Genomic DNA, 4,027 nt, shown 5'->3' on the forward strand with positions numbered 1-4,027 from the left:
GGGTGCGCACCAGCCAGCGCGAGGAGGCGGGGGCCGCGGGCGCGGCCATGATCGCCGCCGTTTCCGTCGGCGCCTATCCGTCGATGGACGCCTGCGTCGGCGAATGGGTAACGCCGCTGCTTAATCCGGCGGAGGCGCCGGATGCGGCGCTCTCTTCGATCTACGAGCGTGCCTTTCCGGCCTACGAGGAGGCGCGGCGCGCGCTCAGGCCGGTCTGGCGCACAATGGCTGCATCACGGGAAGGGTGAATGAACAGGAAGATCGCAATCATCGGCGACCGTTTCATGCTGCCGGAGGTTTTTCGGGACAAGATCACCGAGGCTTGCGGCAACGGTCTCGACATCCATACGCATACCCAGGCCTGGCCCGACGAGCCCATGGAGCACGGCTATGCGGCCGCCGGTCTCGACGGGCTGAAGGAATATTTCGGAAAACCGGACGAAATCATTGACTTCATTGGCGATGCGGAGGTTCTCGTCACGCATCTGGCGCCGCTTTCGGCCGGCATTCTCGACCGCCTTCCGGCGCTGAAGCTCGTTGCCGTCTCCCGCGGCGGGCCGGTCAACATCGACATGGAAGCCGCGCGCTCCCATGGCGTTACGGTCGTCAACGTGCCCGGCCGCAATGCGTCCGCCGTGGCCGAATTCACGATCGGCGCCATTTTGACCGAGACGCGGCTCATCCGTGTCGGCCACGAGGCGCTGCGCGAGGGAATCTGGCGCGGCGATCTCTACCGCGCCGACAGGACCGGACGGGAACTGAGCGAGATGACCGTCGGCGTCATCGGCTACGGCAATATCGGCACCCGGGTCGTGCGGCTCCTGCGTGCCTTCGGCTGCAGGATCCTCGTCGCGGATCCTTACGTGCAGCTGTCGGCGGAGGACCGGGCGGCCGGCGTCGAGCATGTCGGCCTCGACGATCTCCTGGCGCGCTCCGACGTGGTGACGCTGCATCCACGCGTCACCGAGGAGACGCGCCACATGATCAACGCCGACACGCTGGCGAAGATGAAGCGCGGCGCGCTCCTGGTGAACACGGCGCGCGGGCCGCTCGCCGACTACGACGCGCTCTACGAGGCGCTCGCCTCCGGCCATCTCGGCGGTGCCATGCTGGAGACATTCGCGGTCGAGCCGGTGCCGGCGGACTGGCCGCTGCTGAAGCTGCCCAACGTCACGCTCACGCCGCACATCGCCGGCGCTTCGGTGCGCACCGTCACCTATGCGGCCGAAAGGGCCGCGGAGGAGGTTCGCCGCTACTTGGCTGGCGAGCCGCCGGTCAACCCGTGCTGAAGGAGCGAAGGTTCGATCAAGGCGAAGGGAGGTGAGGCGGCTTGCCGGCCGCCGGAACGGGCAGATCACAATGCGGAAAGAGACCCATGACTGACAGCGCGGTCGTCGACCTTTTCATCATCGGCGGCGGGGTGAACGGCACCGGGATCGCGCGCGATGCGGCCGGGCGCGGGCTCTCCGTCGTCCTGTGCGAAAAGGACGACCTTGCAGAGGGCACGAGCTCGCGCTCGGGCAAGCTGGTGCATGGCGGCCTGCGCTACCTCGAATATTACGAGTTCCGGCTCGTGCGCGAGGCGCTGATCGAGCGCGAGGTGCTCCTGGAATCGGCGCCGCACATCATCTGGCCCATGCGCTTCGTGCTGCCGCACAGCCCGGACGACCGTCCCGCCTGGCTGGTTCGCCTCGGCCTGTTCCTTTACGATCACCTTGGCGGCCGCAAGCGCCTTCCCGGCACCCGCGTGCTCGATCTGCAAACGGCGCCCGAGGGCGCACCGCTGAACGCCGCTTTCACACGGGCGTTCGAATATTCCGACTGCTGGGTCGACGATGCGCGGCTGGTGGTCCTGAATGCGCTCGACGCGAAGGAAAAGGGGGCGAGAATCCTTCCGCGGACGGCCTGCATCATGGCCCGGCGGGAGGACGGCGTTTGGCGCGTCGAGATGCAGGATACCCGAACGGGCCTCAGATCGACGGTGCGTGCGCGTGCGCTCGTCAACGCGGCCGGCCCCTGGGTCAACGACGTCGTCGGGCGTGTGGCCGGGCTCAACACGCGCCGCAACGTCCGGCTGGTAAAGGGCAGCCACATCGTCGTGCCGAAATTCTGGGAAGGGCGTCAGGCCTATCTCATCCAGAACAGGGACAGGCGGGTGATCTTCGTCAATCCCTACCAGGACGACCTCGCGCTGATCGGAACGACCGACATCCCCTATGAGGGCAAGCCGGAGGACGTGGCGGCCGACGATAGCGAGATCGATTACCTGATCGCCGTGGTGAACCGCTACTTCAAGCACCAGATCGCGCGCGGCGACCTCGTGCACAGCTTCTCCGGCGTGCGGCCGCTCTACGACGACAATGCCGACAATCCGAGCGCGGTGACGCGCGACTACATCTTCGAACTGGACGCTGCCGCGGGTGCCGCTCCGATGCTTTCCGTCTTCGGCGGCAAGATCACCACCTTCCGCAAGCTCGCAGAGCATGCTCTTGAAAAGCTCCAGCCTTTCTTCCCCACGATGGGCGAGGCATGGACGGCGGGGGCCCGTCTGCCGGGCGGCGACATTGCGCAAGCCGATTTCGACCGGTTCCTGAGCGATCTGCATGCGGTCTATCGCTGGCTGCCGCCAAGGCTGGTCAAGCACTATGCGCGCCTTTACGGGGCGCGGGCGCACGAACTGCTGCGGGGTGCTGCCGCGCTTGCCGACCTCGGGGCGAAATTCGGACCGGACTTCTACGAGCGCGAGGCGCTCTATCTTGCCGAACACGAATGGGCGGTGACGCACGAGGACATCCTCGACCGCCGTACCAAGCACGGGCTGCACATGTCGAAAACGGAGCGCGAGGCTTTTGCCTCCTGGTGCAATGGCCGCATGGCCGAGGTGGGTTGATGGCGATACGAGACGACACGGATTTCACGGCTGAGTTCGATGCCCTGCGGGCGCTTTCAGCGCGGGTGGGGGGCGATCCGCTCCTGGTCCAGGCGGCGGGCGGCAACACCTCGATCAAGCGGGACGGCACTTTGTGGATCAAGGCGTCGGGCACGTGGCTCGCCAATGCGCTTTCCGACGACATCTTCGTGCCGGTCGCAATGACGCCGCTGCTCGATTGCGTCGAGAAGGACGATCCGGCGGCGGAAAAGGCGCAGAGCTTCGTGATCGCGGCCGAGAACCCCTCCGGTCTCAGGCCGTCGATCGAGACCACCGTTCATTCGGCCATGCCGCAGAGAATCGTCGTGCATGTCCATTGCGTCGACACCATCGCGGTCGCGGTGCGGCGCGAGGCCGAAGCGATTCTCGAGCAGCGCCTTAAGGGCATGAACTGGGCGTTCGTTCCCTACGCCCGACCCGGCCTGCCGCTGGCGCATGCGATCCGTAAGCGCCTGCGGCCCGGCATCGACGTGCTGGTGCTCGGCAACCACGGGCTGGTGGTGGCCGCCGAGACGGTGGCCGATGCCGCCGCGCTCCTGGAGCGGGTCTGTGCACGGCTGGGGCAGCCCAGGCGAGAAGCGCCCCCGGCCGATGAGAAGGCGCTCAAGGATCTGGCGGCGGGAAGCGGCTATCGCCTGCCGCAGATGGCCGAGGCGCATACCGTCGCCACTGATGGGCAAAGCTGCCGGATCGCCGCCGGCGGCAGCCTTTACCCCGATCACGTCATCTTCCTGGGGCCGGGCTCCGTGGTGGCGGGCGAGGGGGAGACGGCCGCGGACATCGCCGCTGCTGCAAAGGCCGCCGGCCTGCCCGAACCCGCCTCGATCCTCTTTCCGGGCAAGGGGGTTGTCATGCGCGAGGACGCCTCGGCCGGTGCGGAGGCGCTGGCGCGCTGCCTTGCCGACGTGACCGCGCGGATGGGCGAAGACGCCCGGCCACGCTATCTGAGCGAGGAGGAGAACGCCGAGTTGCTCGATTGGGACGCGGAGAAATACAGGCAGATGCTGGACAGTCGCGCAGCGGCGGGCCGCACATGACCGACAGCCCGCTTTTCATCGGCCTCGATGTCGGCACGTCGGGGGCGCGCGCCATCGCCGT

General features: G+C 67.3%; 3 protein-coding genes and 1 pseudogene. All 4 read left to right on the forward strand.

The window, feature by feature from the left end; genetic code table 11:
• A pseudogene (locus ACFP9U_RS24085) lies at positions 1-248 on the forward strand (carbohydrate kinase); the annotation flags it as partial.
• Positions 249-1,289: a 2-hydroxyacid dehydrogenase gene (locus tag ACFP9U_RS24090; RefSeq protein ID WP_378625323.1), complete on the forward strand. Its 1,041-nt coding sequence runs from the start codon at positions 249-251 to the stop codon at positions 1,287-1,289. It begins immediately after the preceding pseudogene.
• Positions 1,290-1,375: 86 nt separating this feature from the next.
• Entirely contained in the window at positions 1,376-2,890 is a 1,515-nt protein-coding gene (locus tag ACFP9U_RS24095; RefSeq protein ID WP_378625325.1) for a glycerol-3-phosphate dehydrogenase, read from the forward strand.
• The gene (locus ACFP9U_RS24100; protein WP_378625326.1) at positions 2,890-3,966 is read left to right on the forward strand and encodes a class II aldolase/adducin family protein; all 1,077 of its coding nucleotides are present in this window, start codon (positions 2,890-2,892) and stop codon (positions 3,964-3,966) included. The genes ACFP9U_RS24095 and ACFP9U_RS24100 overlap by 1 nt, the downstream gene beginning before the upstream one ends.
• Positions 3,967-4,027 lie beyond the last annotated feature (61 nt).

It is taken from the genome of Nitratireductor sp. GCM10026969 (genome assembly GCF_042660605.1).
Lineage (GTDB): Bacteria > Pseudomonadota > Alphaproteobacteria > Rhizobiales > Rhizobiaceae > Chelativorans.

Bases quoted from the DNA above. Each gene is read 5' to 3' on its own strand.
- ACFP9U_RS24090 (WP_378625323.1), top strand. From the start codon at position 249: ATGAACAGGAAGATCGCAATCATCGGCGACCGTTTCATGCTGCCGGAG.
- ACFP9U_RS24095 (WP_378625325.1), top strand. From the start codon at position 1,376: ATGACTGACAGCGCGGTCGTCGACCTTTTCATCATCGGCGGCGGGGTG.
- ACFP9U_RS24100 (WP_378625326.1), top strand. From the start codon at position 2,890: ATGGCGATACGAGACGACACGGATTTCACGGCTGAGTTCGATGCCCTG.